This is a genomic window from Synechococcus sp. UW140 (assembly GCF_900474295.1).
GTDB lineage: Bacteria > Cyanobacteriota > Cyanobacteriia > PCC-6307 > Cyanobiaceae > Synechococcus_C.
The window spans coordinates 14,603-31,428 of sequence record NZ_UCOB01000006.1 but is presented as its reverse complement, the minus strand read 5'-3'; the positions used below and the strand labels follow the sequence as shown (position 1 = coordinate 31,428).

The 16,826-nt window shown below is 60.7% G+C and carries 16 protein-coding genes and 1 tRNA gene; 9 read left to right on the top strand and 8 right to left on the bottom strand.

The window, feature by feature from the left end; translation table 11 throughout:
• Positions 1-15 precede the first annotated feature (15 nt).
• Positions 16-651, top strand: a complete 636-nt coding sequence (locus tag DXY10_RS02415) for an alpha/beta hydrolase (protein WP_115015762.1) — start codon at positions 16-18, stop codon at positions 649-651.
• Between the two features lie 28 nt (positions 652-679).
• Here the strand turns inward: DXY10_RS02415 and DXY10_RS02410 are convergent, their stop codons facing one another.
• Positions 680-1,048, bottom strand: a complete 369-nt coding sequence (locus DXY10_RS02410) for a DUF3155 domain-containing protein (RefSeq protein WP_115015760.1) — start codon at positions 1,046-1,048, stop codon at positions 680-682.
• A 358-nt stretch (positions 1,049-1,406) separates the two neighbouring features.
• Here DXY10_RS02410 and DXY10_RS02405 point away from each other — a divergent pair, with 358 nt between their 5' ends.
• Complete coding sequence (locus DXY10_RS02405) at positions 1,407-2,555, top strand: sensor histidine kinase KdpD (protein WP_115015757.1); 1,149 nt, start codon at positions 1,407-1,409, stop codon at positions 2,553-2,555.
• Here DXY10_RS02405 and cobS read toward each other — a convergent pair.
• The gene (gene cobS / locus DXY10_RS02400; protein WP_115015755.1) at positions 2,500-3,297 is read right to left on the bottom strand and encodes an adenosylcobinamide-GDP ribazoletransferase; all 798 of its coding nucleotides are present in this window, start codon (positions 3,295-3,297) and stop codon (positions 2,500-2,502) included. The genes DXY10_RS02405 and cobS overlap by 56 nt on opposite strands.
• 72 nt (positions 3,298-3,369) lie before the next feature.
• Here cobS and tgt point away from each other — a divergent pair, with 72 nt between their 5' ends.
• Together tgt and DXY10_RS02390 are read left to right on the top strand one after the other, a co-directional pair.
• Positions 3,370-4,488 carry a tRNA guanosine(34) transglycosylase Tgt gene (gene tgt, locus DXY10_RS02395; protein WP_115016016.1) on the top strand — a complete coding sequence of 373 codons (1,119 nt, stop codon included), beginning with the start codon at positions 3,370-3,372 and terminating at the stop codon, positions 4,486-4,488.
• 31 nt (positions 4,489-4,519) lie between these two features.
• Positions 4,520-4,663, top strand: coding sequence for a photosystem II reaction center protein K (locus DXY10_RS02390; RefSeq protein ID WP_115015753.1), 144 nt, complete (start codon positions 4,520-4,522; stop codon positions 4,661-4,663).
• Positions 4,664-4,774: 111 nt separating this feature from the next.
• Here the strand turns inward: DXY10_RS02390 and DXY10_RS02385 are convergent, their stop codons facing one another.
• Positions 4,775-5,509, bottom strand: coding sequence for a WecB/TagA/CpsF family glycosyltransferase (locus tag DXY10_RS02385; RefSeq protein ID WP_115015750.1), 735 nt, complete (start codon positions 5,507-5,509; stop codon positions 4,775-4,777).
• 49 nt (positions 5,510-5,558) lie between these two features.
• On the opposite strand from DXY10_RS02385, the gene DXY10_RS02380 reads away from it, so the two are divergent.
• Positions 5,559-8,771 carry a glycoside hydrolase family 15 protein gene (locus tag DXY10_RS02380; RefSeq protein ID WP_115016014.1) on the top strand — a complete coding sequence of 1,071 codons (3,213 nt, stop codon included), beginning with the start codon at positions 5,559-5,561 and terminating at the stop codon, positions 8,769-8,771.
• Positions 8,772-8,786: 15 nt separating this feature from the next.
• On the opposite strand, the gene DXY10_RS02375 is transcribed toward DXY10_RS02380, so the two are convergent.
• From DXY10_RS02375 to DXY10_RS02365, 4 genes are all read right to left on the bottom strand, one after another.
• Positions 8,787-9,791 carry a Gfo/Idh/MocA family protein gene (locus DXY10_RS02375; protein ID WP_115015748.1) on the bottom strand — a complete coding sequence of 335 codons (1,005 nt, stop codon included), beginning with the start codon at positions 9,789-9,791 and terminating at the stop codon, positions 8,787-8,789.
• Between the two features lie 66 nt (positions 9,792-9,857).
• Positions 9,858-11,171, bottom strand: a complete 1,314-nt coding sequence (locus DXY10_RS02370; RefSeq protein ID WP_115015746.1) for a hemolysin family protein — start codon at positions 11,169-11,171, stop codon at positions 9,858-9,860.
• A 13-nt stretch (positions 11,172-11,184) separates the two neighbouring features.
• A tRNA-Ile gene (locus DXY10_RS14420) sits at positions 11,185-11,257 on the bottom strand.
• 13 nt (positions 11,258-11,270) lie between these two features.
• Positions 11,271-11,810, bottom strand: coding sequence for an occludin/ELL family protein (locus DXY10_RS02365; RefSeq protein ID WP_371411108.1), 540 nt, complete (start codon positions 11,808-11,810; stop codon positions 11,271-11,273).
• A 59-nt stretch (positions 11,811-11,869) separates the two neighbouring features.
• Here DXY10_RS02365 and pyrE point away from each other — a divergent pair, with 59 nt between their 5' ends.
• The 3 genes from pyrE to DXY10_RS02350 all read left to right on the top strand — a co-directional run bounded on the left by pyrE (position 11,870) and on the right by DXY10_RS02350 (position 13,693).
• Positions 11,870-12,427 carry an orotate phosphoribosyltransferase gene (gene pyrE / locus DXY10_RS02360; RefSeq protein WP_115015744.1) on the top strand — a complete coding sequence of 186 codons (558 nt, stop codon included), beginning with the start codon at positions 11,870-11,872 and terminating at the stop codon, positions 12,425-12,427.
• The gene (locus DXY10_RS02355; protein WP_115015742.1) at positions 12,424-13,281 is read left to right on the top strand and encodes a folate-binding protein YgfZ; all 858 of its coding nucleotides are present in this window, start codon (positions 12,424-12,426) and stop codon (positions 13,279-13,281) included. Before pyrE ends, DXY10_RS02355 begins: the two co-directional genes overlap by 4 nt.
• A 70-nt stretch (positions 13,282-13,351) precedes the next feature.
• The gene (locus DXY10_RS02350) at positions 13,352-13,693 is read left to right on the top strand and encodes a DUF805 domain-containing protein (protein WP_115016008.1); all 342 of its coding nucleotides are present in this window, start codon (positions 13,352-13,354) and stop codon (positions 13,691-13,693) included.
• A gap of 122 nt (positions 13,694-13,815) precedes the next feature.
• Here the strand turns inward: DXY10_RS02350 and DXY10_RS02345 are convergent, their stop codons facing one another.
• Complete coding sequence (locus tag DXY10_RS02345; protein ID WP_115015739.1) at positions 13,816-15,279, bottom strand: TM0106 family RecB-like putative nuclease; 1,464 nt, start codon at positions 15,277-15,279, stop codon at positions 13,816-13,818.
• A gap of 65 nt (positions 15,280-15,344) precedes the next feature.
• Between DXY10_RS02345 and DXY10_RS02340 the strand changes: the two genes are divergently transcribed.
• A complete protein-coding gene (locus tag DXY10_RS02340) occupies positions 15,345-16,805 on the top strand; it encodes a phosphoglucomutase/phosphomannomutase family protein (protein ID WP_115015736.1) in 1,461 nt (486 codons plus the stop codon).
• The last annotated feature ends 21 nt before the right edge of the window (positions 16,806-16,826 follow it).

The following is a 16,826-nucleotide window of genomic DNA, read 5'->3' as shown; positions in this document are numbered from 1 at the left end:
GCTCCAGCACCCCTCATGCCCTCGGCCACCGCCACCGCTCTCCGGCACCAGCCGAGAGCTGACGCACAAGCACGACTGGTGCTTCTCCACGGCTGGGGAGCAGATGCCGATGACCTGCTCCTGCTCGGGGAAGCCCTGGCGCAGCAGACAAGAACAGCTCTTGAGCTGGTGGCCCTCCCCGCCCCTGAGCTCCATCCCCAGGGCATGGGTCGCCAGTGGTATGGCCTTTTCCCTGCAGAATGGGAGGCTGTGCCCGCAGCACAGGAGCACCTCAAGGCCAGGCTGCTCGAGCTGGCCAACGATGGCCTCCCCCTTCAAGCAACAGTGGTGCTTGGGTTTTCCCAAGGAGCCGCCATGGCCCTAGCAACCGGCTCCAGTCTCCCCTTGGCCGGATTAATTGCTTGCAGTGGCTATGCCCATCCCAATTGGAACCCACCAATGCAGCGCCCCCCTGTGCTGCTCATCCACGGCCTTCAGGACGAGGTAGTACCGAGCTCTGCGGCTGATGAGCTCTCAAGACGCCTGGCCGAGAGCCAGGCTGAGCTGAAGCTCGAGACCTTCAACGGGGGGCATACCATCCCCGACAGCGTCTTTCCAACCATCTGCAAGACGATCGACACCTGGCTTGGGACTCCAGGTGTCGACGCTTGATGACCGCTGAAGCAGTAACCGAGCGGGCCTAAACGAAGGCGTACTCGTACTCTTCCATTTCTTCCCAGTCATCGGAGGCCAGTTCTAGACCTTCGAACATCACCTCTTCGCCAACCTTGTCGACGATGGAACGCAGTGAGGGGAAGAGGAAGTGGTTCTCTTCGGCGTACTGGGCGCTGAACAAGCCCTTTTCACCCCAGAAGAAATGATCCGTGGTGTGCTCGTTGCGGCGCACACGCAGCAGTGCAGGCGCGCTGATGCAGCTTTCAGCGATATAGCGTCGGGCTGCCGTCACCGGCTTGTGCTCGCCCGTCTCAAGATGAAAGGTGGCGACATGGGCCAGAACCCGCTGACCTGCCAGGCGGCGGCGACTAATGCGCTTGCGCTTCTTGGACATAAGACGATGACCCCCAGAGCGAGGGCAAGAGAAAGAGCAGGGAGGGACAGAACTGTCCAAACGTCAGCAGCAGAAGCGGCTAGGGGGAACTGAGGGAACTCAGCGCCGCACCAGAGCACGCATCACGATTCAGTCAACCGGAGTCGACGCAGACAGAGATGGTTAGTGGTCAAACTCTGCTGTAGCCTTGGTCGCAAGGAATGTGCAACCAAAAACTGGGCCCGATGACGTTTCGCACACGCCTTAGGGCGTTGCGGTGTCTGTCGATCATCAGATCTTAAGACTTTTTCCCAATTTTTCAAGTCCCTGGGCTAAGCAGACCTTCAGATCGTCTGTATCAAGGGGCACGATCGATGTCATGCCACTGTCGGAACGCTTCCTGCAACTGGCGCAGCAACAGCTCGAGAGCTTCGCTGCTGTGCATGCGCTGTCCCATTTGGTTCTGTATGCAGCCCAAGGGCAGGAGGGGGAGAGCGCCAGCTTGGAGATGGTGCAGCAATGGCCCACAAGCCCCACATCCTTACCACCAGCCGAAGCCGATCCCAGCCTGCGCATGCCCAGCCCTGAACGGCGCTGGTACCCCCTGCGCAACGGCAATCTTCTGCTCGGGGCCCTTCGGGCCGAAACCATTAACGACCAGGCCTGGACAACCGATCTGGATCAACGCCTCCAGGCCAGTGCCAGCGCCATGGCCCAGTGCCTGAGCCTGGACGTCGAGCGCAGCCGTCTGATGGAGCAGCTCGAGCAACAGCGACAGCAACTGAATCTGATGGTGCATCAGCTTCGCAATCCGCTTGCCGCTCTCCGCACCTACGCCCAACTGCTGCTGCGACGGCTTGATCCCGACAGTCACCACAGGGCGCTGGTCGAAAACCTGCTGCAGGAACAAGGGCAATTGGATCGCTACATCTCCGCCCTCGACCGGATTGGCAACCCCGATATACGCCTTGCCAGCAGCGGCAGCACTCCACTGCTACTGCCTCCAGTGCTCCCCGACCACCCCGCAATCAGCCTTCAGACGCTGGTGGCGCCCCTGGCGGAACGCGCCGCCGCCACGGCCGCATTGCAGGGGCGTGACTGGCATGGACCGATGAAGTGGCCGGCATGGATGCAAGAACCCAGACCGGCTGCCGATGCAGTCGTGGCCGAGATCCTGGCCAACCTGATGGACAATGCATTCCGTTACAGCCCATCCGGAGCATCACTCGGGCTCAAAATTCTTGAGAAGGGTCTCTGCCTTTGGGACGAGGGAGACCCGATCCCTGAGCATGAACGGCAAGCGATTTTTAGCCGGGGCGTCCGAGGCAGCCGCAGTAAGGACCGCAGCGGCAGCGGACTCGGTCTGGCCCTGGCACGCCAACTCGCGGAGGAACGGGGCGGGAACCTTTTGCTGGCCGAAAGCCCAGCCACAGTCGATCCCCAATTACCAGCGAAAGGCAATGCCTTTGTGCTCACCCTGCCGCGCCATCCAGCAGAGGGAGAAGCACAGCAAGAGCAACCAAGGTGAAGCTCTCGGTCCACACAACCGATGCTCCGTAGCTGTCTCCGGTATGGCCACCAAGCCTGCGGCCGAGACATTCAGCCACAACCCCACTGATCACCACACCCACCGCCATCGTCAAAGCGATCAGAAACCAGAACGGCTGAGCCAAAGCAAACGTGAGCGCAAGGGTGATGGACGCCACGATCAGGGCAGGCACCCACTCCCTCAGGCCACGGGCCCTGGCCCGATGAAAGCCCGCCGTTCCATCCGGCCGCAGGTAGCGAAACCGATGCAGGGCCCATAGCGGTGAGCATCTCCCCCAGAAGCCAGCACTAAGCAACACCACAGGGATCCATGCCGGCAGGCGATCAGCAAGAGACCACAACGCAGCAACCTGCAGGATCAACACCAAGGCAAACGCCTGGACGCCGCTGGCACCGACCCGACTGTCGTCCATCGCCTCCAAGCATCGTGACGGACCGGCAGCCAAACCATCGGCACTATCCATCACCCCATCCACGTGCAAACCGCCGGTGATCCAAACCCCCACGCTGATTACGAGCAACACGGAAGCCGCCACAGGCCAGCCCAGAGCTTGCAGAAGCAGCCATACAGCCACCTGCAGGGCTGCAATCACGAGGCCAATCCAAGGGGCAAAGCGGGCGATGCGCTCAAATCCAGGCGCCACACCAGGCCAACCGGGCAACACCGAATAGAAGACCCAGGCACCGGAAAGGTCGCGCAACCAGCCAGGAGCGCTCGGCATCGACAGGAGCGGCGAACGCCGCAGCAAGAGATGCCGCTCACCGTAGGGTCAGGCATGGCCCCGGATTGGCCCGTGTTCCGCTTTCAGATCGACGCACACTGCAGCCACACCAAAGCGCGCTGCGGTTGTTTTCAAACGCCCCATGGCCCGGTCTCCACCCCACGGTTCATGCCGGTCGGCACTTTGGGCACCGTCAAAGGGGTGACCAGCGCGCAACTGGCTGAGACAGGAGCACAGATGGTGCTGTCCAACACCTATCACCTGCATCTACAGCCTGGTGAGCAGGTCGTGGCCGAAGCCGGCGGCCTCCACCGCTTTATGGGCTGGGATGGCCCAATGCTCACTGATTCAGGAGGGTTCCAAGTCTTCAGCCTGGCGGACCTCAACCGCATCGACGATCACGGCGTGGATTTCCGCAATCCCAGGGATGGAAGCCGCATCCTGCTCACACCTGAGCGCTCGATGGAGATCCAGATGGCCCTGGGGGCCGATGTGGCCATGGCATTCGACCAGTGCCCCCCTTATCCAGCTACCGAGAACGACGTGGAGGAGGCTTGCCGCCGCACCCATGCCTGGCTTGAGCGTTGTGCCGCCGCCCACACCAAAACAGATCAAGCCCTGTTCGGGATTGTGCAAGGAGGCTGCTACCCCCATCTGCGCGAACAAAGTGCCCGTGCCATTGCCAGTTTCGACCTGCCCGGCATCGCCATTGGCGGGGTGAGCGTAGGGGAGCCGGTTGAAGACATGCATCGAATCGTCCGCCAAGTGACCCCCCTGCTGCCCAGCGACCGTCCCCGCTATCTGATGGGGATCGGCACACTCCCGGAGATGGCTGTCGCTGTTGCAAACGGCATTGATCTGTTCGACTGCGTTCTACCGACACGCCTCGGTCGCCATGGCACCGCCTTGGTGAATGGGGAGCGCTGGAATTTGCGTAATGCCCGCTTCCGCCATGACCACACGCCCCTCGATCCAAGCTGCAGCTGCCCAGCCTGTCAAAGTCATACCCGGGCCTACCTGCACCATCTGATCCGCAGTGAAGAACTGCTGGGACTGACCCTGCTGAGCTTGCACAACCTCACCCACTTGATCCGCTTCACCACAGCCATGGGCCAAGCCATCCGCGAAGGCTGTTTTTCAGAGGATTTCGCTCCCTGGGATCCGGACTCTCCGGCCCATCACACGTGGTAGCGTCCGCTGAACGACGTTTTACATCGCCGGGATGGCCGCCACCACACTCGATCTGCTGGCCCAACTGCCCGAGGCTTATCAGGCCTTCGGTCCGCTGGTCGACATCCTGCCGATCATTCCTCTGTTGTTCCTGCTTCTCGCCTTCGTTTGGCAAGCCTCCGTTGGCTTCCGCTAATCAAGTCGAAGGCAGAGCGAAAGCTTGAAGAACCTCGACAAGGCCCCTGAAGCCTTGTTGATGTCACTGTCTATTTGGGAAAGACCGATAAGTCTTGATTGGCAAGCCCAATCAACGACCACGCAACACTGCAAGTGCAAAGGCAGGCAGGGACAACATCCGTCGCCAGCGACTCGGTTCCTGCACCAAGCGATAAAGCCATTCCACTTGGAAGCGGCTCATCCATTGTGGTGCCCTCTGCTTGACTCCGGCCCAGACATCGAAACTGCCTCCTACACCCATCCACAATCCAGGCTGCCCTTGTCGCACACGCTGTGACCACGTTTCTTGGCGCGGTACGCCGAGGGCAAGCAGCACGAGGTCCGGAGTCTGAGCCCTGAGATTGGCTTCCAGTTTTGGCCAATCGTCAGCGGATTGGTAGCCATGCTCTGCGATCACAACCTGCAGCTCCGGCAGTTCCCGGACCAGGCAATCACGCAGTCGGTCCATCACCTCAGGAGTCGCACCGATCAGCGCCACTCTCCAGCCATGAGTCTGGGCATAACTGAGCAGGGCACGAGCCAGCTCAATGCCGGGACTGCGGCGCACCTTGACACCCTGGCGGGCCAGAGCCCAGACCACGCCAGCGCCATCCGGAATCACCAGCTCAGCATCAGCAATCGCTGCGCCCAGAGAGGCATTGGCCCTGGCCAACATCGTCATCTCTGCATTCAGGGTCACGATCTGACCACCTCCGCGAGTATGCAGACCAATGGCAGCCCTAAGCACGTCTGCACAGGCATCCACCCCAATCCCCAGCACATGGCAACGGCGTTGATCAGAAGGATCGAGATTGACAGTGCCCATCCAGGTCGAGCCAAGAGAGGAGAATTTAGGTCCGGTCGGCCAGGAGGTCATGGTTCGGACGCAACCCACCCCCTTCGATCTCAATCAAGAAGAGCAGCGAAGGCAGCTGCTCCACAGCCTGGACCAATCAATTGAGCGGGTGGTTCTGAGCCGCCAGCATCCAATCACCGGCCTGCTTCCCGCCAGCACCGCACACACCGTCCATGGCAACTATGGCGATGCTTGGGTCCGCGACTGTGTGTATTCCATCCAGTGCGTCTGGGGCCTGGCCCTCGCCCATCGGCGCTTAGAGGGGGTTGCCACAGCCCGCTCCTGGGAGCTGGAGCAACGGGTTCTGGCACTGATGCGGGGCCTGCTCAACGCAATGATGCGCCAGGCCCACAAAGTCGAGCGTTTCAAAAAAAGCCTCCATCCGCTTGACGCCCTTCACGCCAAATACGACACAGCCACCGGTGACACGGTGGTACCTGATAACGGCTGGGGACACCTGCAACTGGATGCCACATCGCTGTTTCTGCTCCAACTGGCGCAACTCACCCGGAGCGGGCTGACGGTGGTGCGTAGCCGCCATGAAGCGGACTTCATCCAAAACCTGGTGTATTACGTGGCCAGGGCTTACCGCATTCCCGACTACGGCATTTGGGAGCGCGGCGACAAAGGCAATCACGGCTTACCCGAACGCAATGCCAGCTCGATCGGAATGGCCAAAGCGGCCCTGGAGGCCCTGGAGGCCCTCGATCTGTTCGGAACAAACGGTGACGGCAGCGTGGTTGTGCAGATCCCCCAGGGTTCATTGGTGCGTCTGCGCCGCGCCCTGCAAGGGCTGCTCCCTCGTGAGTCAGCAAGCAAAGAATCTGATAGTGCTTGCCTCTCTGTGGTGGGCTACCCCGCCTGGGCGATCGAAGACCGGCAGCTAGTGGCCCGCACCTGCGACCGAATCCGCCGTGATCTCGGCGGACCCTATGGCTACAAACGGTTCCGCCGTGATGGTCACCAGACCGTGGTGGAAGACATCAGCCGTCTCCATTACGAGCGAGAGGAACTAGCCACCTTTGAGGGAATCGAATCGGAATGGCCCCTGTTCCTGGCCTACGAACTCATCACCGCCTGCTGTGAAGAACGCTGGGATGAGGCCAAGCAATGGCAGGAGCGGCTCCAACCGCTGGCCGTCGAGCACAACGGCGAGCGGCTTTATCCAGAGCTCTATGTGGTGCCAAAGGACGCTCTCAGCGCTGAACGTCGACAACCTGGAAGTCAACAGCGACAGGCCAACGCCAACGTGCCGCTGTTGTGGACCCAAAGCCTCGCCTGGCTAGGGGAGATGTTGTTGGCAGGTCTGCTACTGCCCGAGGACCTGGACCCCTGCGGGCGGAGGCTGCCGGCTGCGCTTGGCGCAGATCGGGTGTTGGTGACACTAGTGGCCAGCAACTCCAACCAGGCCAACGTCCTCAGAGATCGAGGCTTTCCGGTGTCTGACACGAACTCAGGCGAGGTGACGGTGCAGCCATCGGCAGCCCTCAAACAACGGCTGCGCCCAGTCGGTGCCAATCAAGAGCTCGGTCTCAGTGGCCATCCACCGGTACGAACGGAATCAGCGGTGACCGCCCGTTTCTATCGACAAGGGCAAAGCCAGATGGTCTTCCCCCCCTCCGTACTGGAGGAGGACACGTTCTATCTCACGGATGACCCGAATCATCTGGTGGAAACCGTGTTGAACGAACTCCACCTCCTGCAGCGTCACTGGCGTGGCGCAGGGGCTCCTCTGCTGGTGATCCCAATCTCGGAAACGGTGTTCTCCAGAGCACCGGAGACTGTGCTGGCCCTCGCAGAACGGCTTTGCACTGGAGAAATCGATGGCATCGCCGTGCACTATGCACACCTTGACGAGCTGGCCAGTCAGGGCCAATGGGTCGATCTATCGGAGCAGCGGCGCGGTACCTGGGCTGACCCTGCAGACCATGACCAGAGCACTGACCCGACTCGCTTGTTGCAGGACTCCACCGATCTGGGCGATCTCACCGCCGCGCAGGAGCAAGAACTCGATGACATCTCTCCAGCCGAACTATGCGAACGCCTCTGGAGCAGTGCCTCCCTGCGCGAGCAAGCCGAAGTGCTTGAACAGCTGAACATTCGTCTCGGCGATGGGGCCCAGCTACAGGGACCACAGGGCAGCAGCGTCACACTGCTTGCCCTGGTGGAGGAGATCTATCGCCGCGGTCTGCAGCAACAAGACTGGAATGTTGTGAGACGCTGCGCAGGCGTGCTCGGTCTGGTGCACCCCCAGCTAGAAGACGCACTAATCGATCTGCTTGCCCGCCAGAAAACTGTTGTGGTGGGGCGCAACTACACCGCCGACTCGAGCCTCAGTCGTCCAGTCGGCAGTGGAACAATTGCGGGGCTCATTCGCCGTACCTGTGGCAGTGATGCCCGCGAAAGCAGCCTGCAACAGGAACTTTTACTGGCACTGGATGGCCTGGCCAGACGCCAGCCCCAGCTGCTGAGCGGCACCCTCACCCTGCAACTGGGACAAATGCTGTTGCTGCTGACCTCCGAACTGGCCGCTGAACGACACTGCAGCCAAGACGAAGGCTTCGAGGCTCTCTGCAGCGAGCCTCCCCACGCCATCGGGCTACGCCTACGGGCCGTGCTCAGCGACCTTGAGCATGCCCGAGCATCGTTAAAACGCAACGAACAGCTTCATCTCAGCGGAAAGGTGCAATGGGCCGTACCAGCCCCCATGGAAGAGCAACCCAGTGGTGGAGACTGGCTCCAGCATCGAATCCGACTCGGATCACTGCAGCGCGTACCCAAAGACTTCCATGCAGGAATCTGGTCACTGCTGCAACACTGCCGCGGCCTGGTCATCGGCGACAAGCTTGAACGGCGCAATCGACTCACCAGTGCACTGCTACTGGAGAAAACACCTGGCGAGCGAAATTTTGCTGTTCAAATCGAGCATCTACTCGGAAGAATCAGCGCACCGGAATACCGACAACTCTGCAGCGAATGCCTGTTGTCACTGATGGCCTTTACCGCCACCAATCCAAACGTGCGCTTCGACGATGACATTGCTCTCGATGTAGTGATCGGACATGCGGTGCGTGTCGGCTGGGGACTCACCCACCCCGAGCAAGACGTTGCCAGTTACTCCGAGCACAAGGCGGCTGCATGGGCTCAGTTCTATCGCGCCTCACCAGCGCAGTGTCGCCACTGGCAGATTGCTGCTCTTCGGGACTTGGCGGAACTGGAAGGCTTGGTCTGAACAGAGCGGCAGAGATCAGATCGGATCGTTCAAAGGCACACCGATGCCTGGATGCTCAACGGCATGCTCAATCAGATCCGCCAGTTTCAAGGCTCTGGATGCCTGTTGACCATCAACAGCAGGCGTTTCCCTGCCTCGCACGCACTGAAGAAAGTGCTCAAGCTCGGCATACAGAGGCTCGATTGAGGTGGTACTCACCTCTTCGATAAAACCATCATTGCGGTACAACAGCTCGCCATGGTCAGCCGAGTACCACTCGTGGGCACGGCGATGAATGTGGAGGTTGTGATTGAGGAAGTCAGTCTCCACAAGGCTTGCACGGCAATGGGCACTCAAGCTTCGGATTTTGCGATGACTCATTTTGCTAGCCGTGAGGCTCGCCACCACACCGTTCGCAAAACCGAGGGTGGCGTTCACGTAATCAATCGGTCCCTCAGCACTGCGGCCACCCGCGGCAGCGAGGCTGACCACAGGGGCCTGGGCAAGCTCTAAGACCAGATCGAGATCATGGATCATCAGATCGAGCACCACCGACACATCGTTGGCGCGGTCTGCATGGGGACTATGCCGACGCGCCTCCAAAACAACCACCTCCTCATTGGCAACCACCTTGATCAGTTCACGGAAGGCAGGGTTGAAACGCTCGATATGCCCCACCTGCAGCAAACGCCCATTCCTGCTCGCAGCAGCGATCAAGGCCGATGCCTCCTCTTGGCTCGCCGCAATCGGCTTCTCGATCAGCACATGCAGGCCGGCATCGAGACAGGCGAGGCCAACGGCATGGTGCAGCAGCGTTGGTACAGCGATACAAACCGCCTCAACCTCAGAGAGCATCTCGCGGTAATCGGCAAACCAACCGCAGCCGAACTGCTCTTTTGCCAGCTGGCCGCGGTCGGGGTCGGGGTCGGCGACCCCAACGAGCTCAGCATCTTTGAGCAGGCTCAGCACGCGAGCGTGATGCCAGCCCATGTTGCCAATTCCGATCACACCAACCTTCACCGGCACCATTGGTTCGGTCATGGGCAGGCGAAAGGGATCCGGCCAATTATCCCTGATTGCTCTTGATCAGACGAACTGACCACAGCTTTAGGCATCGGAGATCTCAGGATTGTGGTCTTCAGAAGCGGTGGGCGAGCCTTCTGGGCACACCAACAACACACGGCCAATACGGGGTCCGTCCATCGCCACGATCTCAAATTGCAGCCCGTGATGTCGCAAGGCTTCTCCTTCTGCGGGGATGTGTTGCAGCCGCTCCAGCAAAAAACCGGCAAGGGTGTGGTGCTCCGTGGCCTCGGGCAATTCAAGTCCAAGCTGACGATTGAGCTCGAAGATCTCCAAGTCCCCAGCCACCAGCCAGCTACCAGGGCTGTTCATCAAGGGCTGGAGATCCGGAATCTCCGAATCCGGCTCCGGCTCCTCCCCAACGATCTCACCAGTGAGGTCCGCTGCGGTCACCAGCCCCTCAGTACCACCGTGTTCATCCACCACCAGCAACAAGGGGTGGCCATTGCGGATCAGGGCCAGCAGCTCCGCCAGGGTGCTGGTTTCGAGGACGCTTTCGGCAGGAAGTAGGTAAGGCTCGAGTGGCGAAGTCTCATCCAGCAGCCCGCCAGCAATCGGTTCGGCAAGCAAGCGCAGATCAAGGACTCCCCTCACGTCATCAAGCGATTGGCCAATCACCGGGAAGCGGGCATGACGGGTGCGGTGCACCGCCTCCATCAGCTCAGCAAAACGCACATCCACAGGAAGCGTGACCATGCCCGAACGAGGCACCATCACCTCCCGCACCTGGGTATCGCGCAACGCGAACACTCCTTCAAGAATGTTGCGTTCGTCTGGCCGCAGACCGGTGACATCGCCACTTTCGATCAGGGTTTCCAATTCACCCGCAGTCAGCGGTGAACCCAGGGAATCCCAGCGCGCCGGCAGGCCCATCAGTCTCAGCACTAAAGAGGCCAACGCCTCCAAAAGCGAGAGCAGCGGCCGCAGCACCCGCATCACCACCTCCAGAACCGGCGCCAAGATCAGTGCCGCCCGTTCCGGACGGCTGAGCACCCAGGCACGGGGCAACAAGCCCGCCACCAACGTGGCCAAGAGGGTGAGGAACAGGAACCAGACCAAATTCCACCAGCGGCTTGGCAGCGTCTGCTCAGGCCACCAATACCAAGCGAATCCGCTGCCAGCCCAGCCGAGAGCGACCAAGGAGAGCGTGGCTCCGAGCTGACACATCAGCAGGGCCCTGCGCATGCGGCGCTGCAGGCGATGCACCGCATGCGCCCCAGCCACACCCTGCTCATCCAGCACCCGAACTCGACTGGTCCGCAGGCGCAGCAGAGAGACCTCAACCGCTGCAAAGAACGCTGGCATCACCAATAGAACCAGCAGAAGCAGGATGCGCATCAGTTGGGGTAAATGGGGGTCGCGAGGATCGAACTCGCCTTAGGCGAATTATGAGTTCGCTGCATTCACCAGATTGCTAGACCCCCTCGCCATGTGGATTTACCACAGGCCGCGCACTGGCGTGCCAATGGTTTCGCTCGGAGGGAGGTCCAGTTCCACCATCACCGCTTCAGAGATGACTTCACCCTCACTGGCCAGACTGCTATCAAAGCCACTGGAGATATCGACAGTGCGCCATGGGATCGGCTTGCTCTGCTCCTCCAGCAAGGCATCGGTGGTGTTTTGCAGCACAGAGCCATCCCAGACGATCGTTTGATCGGGGAATCCAAAGCCCATCAGGCGATTGCCCTCCGGACCGCCCATCGCGATGCCGAGCAGGTCAGTGACCTGATGGATCACATCCACGCCGCGGGCAAAGGGAGCTGTCCAGGTATAAAAGCGGCGATCCACCATCGCGTCAGTTCGCTCAACGGGTGAGCAGCGTGTGATCTCCACCGGCAGAGCCGGCCCTGAGGTCGGTATTGCAACAGGCGCCTCAAGGCTGGTAGTACAAACCACAGGTCGGGCAAGCACCTGTCGCGCCGGATTGATCGCCGCCAACACCAACAGCACAAGCGAAGAGCGAAGAAGGCGCGACACAACCCAGGACCCAGCTGAGCGCAAACTAGGCAAAAGTTTCGTCCCGGACCAGTCCCCCTATGAGCCGCGACACCCTGTTGAACAGACTGGCCGCTGAGTGCTATCGCCATGGCACCTTCACCCTCGCCTCCGGCCGCAACAGTGACCATTACGTGAACTGCAAACCCGTTGCCCTGAGCGGAACTGGCCTAGCCCTACTCAGCCCAGCCATGCTCGCTTGCGTGGAGCCTGACGCAAGCGCCGTCGGGGGACTCACTTTGGGTGCGGATCCATTGGTGAGCGGAGTGGCGATGGCTGCAGCTCAGGCTGGCCGCAGCCTGGATGCCCTGATTGTGCGCAAGCAGGCCAAAGGCCATGGCACCGGCGCATGGCTGGAAGGTCCCTTACCACCAGAAGGCGCACGGGTCACGGTGTTGGAAGACGTCGTCACCACCGGAGGATCGTCGATTAAAGCCGTGAATCAACTCAAACAAGCCAGCTATGTCGTGGAGCGGGTGGTCACGATCGTGGATAGGGAAGAGGGCGGCCATGAAGCCATGGAGGCCGCTGGGCTGGAATTGGTCAGCTTGTTCAGACTGAGCGAAATCGCAGCCCGTGCCCAGGAGCTGAAGACATGACAGAGGGCGCACAAGCACTGCGCTGGGATGCCAGCTTTCCATCTCTACGTCTGAACGGCAGCGGCTGCCGCCAGTTCTTGCATGGTCAGACCAGTGCTGCGATTGATCAGGCCCCCGACCATCAGCTCATCCGCAGCTGCTGGCTCACGGCCACAGGCCGAGTACAAGCCCTCCTCGAGGTTCGCCTCGATCCAGAAGGAGCCGAGGTCTTGGTGCTCTGCGGCGATGCAGAAGCCGTGCTCACTGGCTTCGATCGGGTGATCTTCCCAGCCGATCGCGTCAAGATCGCCCAGTCAGGTCACAGGCGACGCCTGCAACGACTGCGCCAAGCTCCCCAACCCCTGCGGTGGGATCAGGACGTCCTCTGGCTTGCGGGCACGTCCCTACCTTCGGATTGGGAGATCCTCAATTTGGCCAGCAGGGAGCAACTCGAGCACTGGCGTCTCAGCCACGGACTGCCCTTCAGCAATCACGAGTTGAACGGCGACACCAATCCTCTGGAGCTGGGCCTCGGGGACTGGGTGAGCCTCGATAAAGGCTGCTATCTCGGACAGGAAACCATGGCCAAGCTGGCCTCCCGCGATGGGGTGAAACAAAAGCTGCGTTGCTGGACCGTTCAAGCCGCCGGTGCCCTATCCACCTGCCCAGAAATCGGAGACACCCTTCGCCACAACGGCGAGCGCGCAGGAACCATCACCTCCGCCCTCCAAGAGGGCAACAGCTGGCGAGGACTGGCCTTAATTCGACGTGGCGCCTTACAACAACCATCGCTTGAGCTATCGACCGGAAGCCAAGCCGTCAGCTTGGACGAACCGCCAGCCTTCCAAGAGTGCGGGGGAACACAAGTCAGCTAATTTTTTTGTCTCGAAACAGACAAAATTCCAGATTAGCGCCATAGTTCTTGCGAGAAATCGCATGGGATCCATGGGACCGATTGAGGCATTCACCACTGCATGGAGGAAATCCTTCACCTACGGCGGCACAGCGACGCGAGCTGAATACTGGTGGTTTGCCCTGGTTGACGCGATTGTTTATGTCATCCTCCTCATCATCGGAACCACCGTTTTCAACAGCACTGAAAATGGCATCCTCCTGGGTTTAGCGGTGATCTACGCCATTGCCCAAATCTTTCCTTCCCTCTCAATCACCATTCGCCGTCTTCGGGACGCAGGCAAGGATTGGGTCTGGATTTTTATCAACTTGGTGCCCTTTATTGGTGGCTTCTGGTTTCTCTATCTTCTGGTGCAGCCCAGCGTGGTCGGCTGAAGCCAAGTCAGCTTGACCACTCAGATTGACTACTGAGATTGACTACTGACATAGCAAGGGGCTTCAAGGCCCCTTTTTCATGACCAAAGCCTTTTTGTCAACAACATCCACCAGCCTCCGGATTACTTGTCTTGCTCCAACAACCATGAGGCAACCGCCCATGTCGCCAGGCAATCATCTTCGTTGTAAGTAAAAATCCAGCGCAAGGTTTGGTGATGTCCGCGATCGAGAGGACCGGATCCCCGCCACTGCCGCCACCACAACAGCGCACGGGCTCCGTCCACACTGCGTTGGCGCCACTGAAAACCGCGCCATGCGGCGACGGACTTAAGGCCATAACTGTTGAGCGGTAATCGCCAGTGATGCCGCACCCGGGCATGCACATCCACCAACCGACGCTTGTTGCTCTCCAACAGGCGATCACTGCCCCCCTGACGCTGCGCCATGCGTTTCAAAGCCAGCGATTCGGTCTCGCCGTAATGAAGAATCGGCCAGTCGGCGTAAGAAGCCAGCAAACGTCGCAGCCTCAGCCAAGAACGCTTCTCGCCATGTTCCTGGAGCACCAGCAGTGGGTGATAACGGGCTCGAGCGAGGTCCCAGCGGCCTGACGGGTCACGCGGCAGGCAAACAAAACCATGCAGGAAGTCATCGCGAGCATCGGGATCCGACTCGATGTCGTAAAGCAACACCCCTCCCGCCATCGCCAGTTCGGGAAGACTCGGAGCTGGATCAAGTCGCTCCACCAGACCATCACGTTGGGCCCGGGCTTGGACGACCAACGGAAGTGCCACCGCACCGTGCTGTTCGCCGTAGCGCTCGAGCTGAGTGGCCAACAGTGCAGGATCAGCCGCCGCCAAGTCCTTGAGGCCATGGATCCCTAACTCCTGGAGCATCTCGCGGCGTTTCGCCCCGATTCCACTCACTTCGCTGAGATGTCCTTCAGACGCGGCCTCGGCATTGCAGAGGCCTCTCCAGCTACAGAGTGTGCATTTGCGTCGGTCGGCCGCTAGCGGAGGCGGATCCAAACGCTGTAAATCAGCCGCCAACTTGACCAACGCTTCATCCAACTGGCGCTGAAGGGCTGCATTGAGGGGCAGCCGTTCCTTCTCCAACCGTCGCCCAGCTCCTGCAACCGCGAGAGCCTCTCCCACGGGCGACTGCTGCAAATCCGCGAGTAATTGTCCCGCCAGGGCAAGGGGGAAGCGATGTTCACGGGTGAGCCTCCGTCCCTGACGGGCAAGCACTGGGCGATAGGCGAAGTCTCCCCAGCGGCTGCTGCCGGCCACCCGTTCAAGCAGCGGCGGATGCGCCTCCAGGGGAAGGCCATCGGGCCCCTGTCCTGTCAAACGAACACCCACTACACCAGGGGCACCCTCGGCCAAGCCGGGAAGCCCCGCTGCGGGCTTCTTCGGCAGCAAAGCCACAAAACTGCGTTGCTGATCGTCGAGCTGGAGGGTGCGATGGGCGGTGTAGATCCTGGCGCGGGAATCACCATGCCGATCCAGCCAGGCCCGACGCCGGCAACGCACCCAGCTGCGCAACAGGCGATCGGTGAGTGGCTTGTCAGCAAAAGGGGTGTCACCCATCGCCCGACGTTACGGCGGCCCGCTGCTAGATCCTGAATCGAACGCCTGCTTCCCTCCAGCCGTCCATGGCTTCAGCTCCCCTACCTCTCGCTGCCTCGCCAATCCAGTTCGGCACCGATGGATGGCGGGGGATCCTCGGGGTCGACATCACCGTGGAACGCCTGCTGATGGTTGCTGCCGCTTCAGCTCAGGAACTGGCGCATCGAGCTCCGCCCAGCAACGCGAGTGAAACTGTGGTGATCGGATACGACCGCCGCTTCCTTGCACCAGAACTCGCCGAGGCGATTGCTTCAGCAGTGCGCGGCTGCGGCCTCAAACCGCTCCTCAGCACCACCGCCGTGCCCACCCCTGCCTGCAGCTCAGCAGTCGTGGAACGTCAAGCACTCGGGGCACTGGTGATTACTGCCAGCCATAACCCACCGGAATGGTTGGGGCTGAAGATCAAAGGCCCGTTTGGAGGGTCGGTGGAGGGCGACTTCACCTCAGCAGTCGAGAAGCGCCTAGCGGCGGGAGGCATCACCGCAGCCATCCAAGGCGATACCGAGCGGTTTGACGCCAGAGCGGAGCATCTGGCATCTCTGCGAACCAAGGTCGACCTTGATGGCCTACGCCGCGGCCTTGATGCCATGAACCTGAAGGTCATTGTTGATCCCATGCATGGCTCTGCCGCCGGGTGCATGGCCGAGCTGCTCGGTGGCCCGGATGGACCAGTCCGTGAAATCCGCAGCTGCCGCGACCCTCTGTTCGGCGGCAACCCACCTGAGCCTCTCGCCCGTTACTTGCAGGAATTGATCACCACCGTGAAGGAGACGAGTGCAAGCGGTTCTCCAGCTGTGGGCCTGGTATTTGACGGCGACGGCGACCGCATTGCTGCGGTGGATGAGCAGGGGCATTTCTGCAGTACGCAACAACTGATGCCTCTGCTGATCGACCATCTAGCGCGTGCACGCCAACTTCCCGGCTCAGTCGTGAAAACAGTGAGCGGTTCAGACCTGATGCGTCTAGTCGCCGAAGACCTTGACCGTGAGGTGCTGGAACTGCCTGTGGGCTTCAAATACATCGCCTCCCAGATGCTGAACGGAGAGGTGCTGATCGGCGGTGAAGAATCCGGTGGTGTGGGCTTCGGCATGCATCTGCCTGAACGGGATGCCCTGTTTGCAGCCCTACTGGTGCTCGAAGCGCTTGTCGAAGGGGGCAAACCGCTTGGCGCCAGAGTGACATCGCTACAGGATCGCTGCGGTGGAGCCAGCCATTACGACCGTGTGGACCTGCGCCTGGCCGACATGGCCTCCCGCCGCCGCCTCGAAACACTGTTGTCGCAGAACCCACCCAAGGAGGTTGCCGGCACACCGGTGCAAGAGGTGATGTCCATCGACGGAGTGAAGCTGCGGCTCGGCCCCAGCCACTGGCTCATGCTCCGATTCTCCGGCACCGAACCACTGCTGCGGCTGTACTGCGAAGCGCCCAGCTCCGAACAAGTCGAGACGGTGCTCACCTGGGCCAAGAACTTCGCCACCGCGATCTGAGCCCATCTCCGCAACTCTCCC

Bases quoted from the DNA above. Each gene is read 5' to 3' on its own strand.
- DXY10_RS02410 (WP_115015760.1), bottom strand. From the start codon at position 1,048: ATGTCCAAGAAGCGCAAGCGCATTAGTCGCCGCCGCCTGGCAGGTCAG.
- DXY10_RS02345 (WP_115015739.1), bottom strand. From the start codon at position 15,279: ATGGGTGACACCCCTTTTGCTGACAAGCCACTCACCGATCGCCTGTTG.
- DXY10_RS02405 (WP_115015757.1), top strand. From the start codon at position 1,407: ATGCCACTGTCGGAACGCTTCCTGCAACTGGCGCAGCAACAGCTCGAG.
- DXY10_RS02375 (WP_115015748.1), bottom strand. From the start codon at position 9,791: ATGACCGAACCAATGGTGCCGGTGAAGGTTGGTGTGATCGGAATTGGC.
- DXY10_RS02380 (WP_115016014.1), top strand. From the start codon at position 5,559: ATGGTTCGGACGCAACCCACCCCCTTCGATCTCAATCAAGAAGAGCAG.
- DXY10_RS02350 (WP_115016008.1), top strand. From the start codon at position 13,352: ATGGGACCGATTGAGGCATTCACCACTGCATGGAGGAAATCCTTCACC.
- pyrE (WP_115015744.1), top strand. From the start codon at position 11,870: ATGAGCCGCGACACCCTGTTGAACAGACTGGCCGCTGAGTGCTATCGC.
- DXY10_RS02370 (WP_115015746.1), bottom strand. From the start codon at position 11,171: ATGCGCATCCTGCTTCTGCTGGTTCTATTGGTGATGCCAGCGTTCTTT.
- cobS (WP_115015755.1), bottom strand. From the start codon at position 3,297: ATGCCGAGCGCTCCTGGCTGGTTGCGCGACCTTTCCGGTGCCTGGGTC.
- DXY10_RS02385 (WP_115015750.1), bottom strand. From the start codon at position 5,509: ATGGGCACTGTCAATCTCGATCCTTCTGATCAACGCCGTTGCCATGTG.
- DXY10_RS02415 (WP_115015762.1), top strand. From the start codon at position 16: ATGCCCTCGGCCACCGCCACCGCTCTCCGGCACCAGCCGAGAGCTGAC.
- DXY10_RS02355 (WP_115015742.1), top strand. From the start codon at position 12,424: ATGACAGAGGGCGCACAAGCACTGCGCTGGGATGCCAGCTTTCCATCT.
- DXY10_RS02340 (WP_115015736.1), top strand. From the start codon at position 15,345: ATGGCTTCAGCTCCCCTACCTCTCGCTGCCTCGCCAATCCAGTTCGGC.
- DXY10_RS02390 (WP_115015753.1), top strand. From the start codon at position 4,520: ATGGCCGCCACCACACTCGATCTGCTGGCCCAACTGCCCGAGGCTTAT.